Genomic DNA, 901 nt, shown 5'->3' on the forward strand with positions numbered 1-901 from the left:
ACATGAAGCTGGTGGTGCTGGGAACGCTGTCCGACGACATCCCCTACCATGCCGCCATCCGCAAGGCGGCGAACGGTTCGGTGGTGCTGCCGGGCGCCATTTACGACCAGGCAACGGTGAAGGCCCTGCGCTTCCACGCCCGCGCCTATCTGCACGGCCACACGGTGGGCGGGACCAACCCGTCGCTGGTCGAGGCGCTGGCGGCCGGCAACATGGTGATCGCGCATGACAATCCCTACAACAGGTGGACCGCAGGGGCTGCGGCGATCTACTTCACCGACAAGAACAGTTGCGCCGAGCGGATGCAGCAGGCGCTGGACGATGATGCCCTGGTCAAGGCCTGCGGCGTTGCCGCGAGGGCGCGGGCCCGCGAAGCCTTTCGCTGGGACGATGTCCTGCTCGCCTATGAAAACGAGGCCTATCATCTGCTCGGCATGACCGCCGCCAAGACCACTGCGATGGATCACGCATCGCCAGGAACCGTATGATAGGCTGGTCGCGCCGGCGGGTGCTGCGGACCGCGCTGTCCACTGCAGCGGCTCTCGGCTCGCTCCCGGTCGCACCAATCGCTCGCGCCGCCGCCGAGACGCGGTTTCGGCGCGGCGTCAACGCCTGGCCCTGGTTCTCGCTGACGCGTGAATTTCCCGCACCCCGCACCGACTACGGCTGGCCGCCCTTCCAGTCGCAACGGCCGGTGCCGACCCCAGACGACCTGCGTCGGTTGCGCGAGACCGGGCTCGATTTCATCCGCTTGCCCGTCGATCCCGGCCCTTTCCTGGCCGCCGACGCCAAGACGCGCAGTCAGTTGCTGGACATGCTGGACGCCGCCGTCACCGCCACCCTCGACGCCGATCTTGGCATCATCGTCAACATCCAGGCCAACGCTGCAAGCCAGTACTGG

At 67.4% G+C, this 901-nt stretch carries 1 protein-coding gene and 1 pseudogene; both read left to right on the forward strand.

What is annotated here, in order from left to right; translation table 11 throughout:
• The coding region (locus tag EN925_RS37700; protein ID WP_164894759.1) for a glycosyltransferase at nucleotides 1–488 on the forward strand (488 nt) is incomplete at its 5' end.
• A pseudogene (locus EN925_RS37705) lies at nucleotides 485–901 on the forward strand (glycosyl hydrolase family 5); the annotation flags it as partial. The gene EN925_RS37700 and the pseudogene EN925_RS37705, both read left to right, overlap by 4 nt.

Source organism: Mesorhizobium sp. M7A.F.Ca.US.006.04.2.1, from assembly GCF_004022915.1.
In the GTDB taxonomy this organism is placed as follows: domain Bacteria; phylum Pseudomonadota; class Alphaproteobacteria; order Rhizobiales; family Rhizobiaceae; genus Mesorhizobium; species Mesorhizobium ciceri.